The sequence below is a fragment of the Streptomyces sp. genome (genome assembly GCF_031178505.1).
Lineage (GTDB): Bacteria > Actinomycetota > Actinomycetes > Streptomycetales > Streptomycetaceae > Streptomyces > Streptomyces gulbargensis.
Genome location: NZ_JAPSIW010001064.1, coordinates 1 through 1,532 on the forward strand (window position 1 = coordinate 1; position 1,532 = coordinate 1,532).

Sequence of the window (1,532 nt, forward strand, 5' to 3'; positions counted from 1 at the left end):
GTGAGTGTTCCGGCCGGGATACCGAGCCGGGACGGGCGGCGGCTGATCCGCTTGCGGGCGTTGCTGGCGCGGCGACTCTCGCCTTGTTCGGACGGGCGGTTCATCACGCACCTTCTGCGGTGAGTTCGATGTGGTTCCACATCGCGTCGTCGGTCGGGGCCCATTCCTCGTCGACGTAGATGCAGTCGACGGGGCACTCCAGCACGCACGCGGGGCAGCCGGAGCACAGCTCCGGGATGATCACGACGTCGAGTCCGCGGTCGAAGATGGCCCCGAACTCTTCGGGGCAGCTGCGCAGACACGTGTCGCACGTGATGCACTCGGACTTCTCGATGCGGCGCGGCGGCTTCTTCCAGTTGTCGGGGCGGGTGCGCTCGGCAATCCGCTCGGCCCGCCCGGACAGCGCGGCCGACGAGGCGATCTTTTTCACGGGCAAGGACCCCTTTGCGAGTCTTCCTGGCCACAACCGGGATCGGACGGGACCGATGGTCCGGCAGTCGTCTCGACCGGGCCCGGAGCGGTGGTCGCGATCCGGTCGAGCTACTGGTCCCGCGGCCTCACGGCCGTCCGGCCGCCGCCTCGCCCAGGCCGGCGAGGTCGAGCAGCAGCGCCTTCACGTCCGTGGCGGCGATCCGCGCGGGCACGGCGCCGGCCGCCGAGCACAGCAGCAGCGGGCCGTCGTCGTCACCCGCCGGGAGCCGGCCGTGGCTGCCGCGCACGGGTGAGGGATCGAGGGGGACGACCGCCATGCGGTAGCGCATGCCGAGCCTCTTGCGGGCCAGGGCGGTGGCGGCGCGCACGCGTACGTAGGGGTCCTCGGGGTCGAGGAAGAGTTCGGCCGGGTCGTAGCCGGGTTTGCGGTGGATGTCGACGAGCCGCGCGAAGTCGGGCGCGCGGTCGTCGTCGAGCCAGTAGTAGTACGTGAACCAGGCGTCCGGCTCGGCGACCGCGACGAGTTCGCCGGCGCGCGGATGGTCCAGCCCGTGCGCCTTCCTGCCCTCGTCGTCCAGGAGCCGGTCGATGCCGGGCAGCCCGTCGAGGGCGGCGCGGGTGGCGTCCAGGTCCTCGGGGCGGCGGACGTAGACGTGGGCGATCTGGTGGTCGGCGACCGCGAAGGCGCGGGAGGCCATGGGGTCGAGGTATTCCATGCCGTCCTGGGTGTGGACCTCGAGCAGGCCGGCGCGGCGCAGGGCGCGGTTGACGTCGACGGGCCGGCTGACGCGGGTGATGCCGTACTCGGACAGCGCGACGACGGTACGTCCCTGGCGGCGGGCGTCGTCCAGCAGCGGGGCCAGGACGCTGTCCAGGTCGCGGGCGGCCCGGTGGGAGCGCGGGTCGTCGGGGCCGAAGCGCTGCAGGTCGTAGTCGAGGTGGGGGAGGTAGGCCAGGGTGAGGTCGGGGTCGCGGGTGGCCATGACGTGGCGGGTCGCGTCGGTGATCCACCGTGAGGAGGCCAGACCGGCGCCCGGCCCCCAGTAGGTGAACAGGGGGAAGGTGCCGAGCTTTTCGGTGAGTTCGTCGTGCAGGGCCGC

General features: G+C 72.4%; 2 protein-coding genes. Both read right to left on the reverse strand.

Going from position 1 to position 1,532, the window contains the following annotated elements:
• Nucleotides 1–103: 103 nt before the first annotated feature.
• Nucleotides 104–430 carry a 4Fe-4S dicluster-binding protein gene (locus RIF68_RS36270; protein ID WP_309056016.1) on the reverse strand — a complete coding sequence of 109 codons (327 nt, stop codon included), beginning with the start codon at nucleotides 428–430 and terminating at the stop codon, nucleotides 104–106.
• A 127-nt stretch (nucleotides 431–557) separates the two neighbouring features.
• Nucleotides 558–1,532 (reverse strand): alkaline phosphatase family protein (locus tag RIF68_RS36275; protein ID WP_309056018.1); only part of this gene is annotated, 975 nt, incomplete at its 5' end.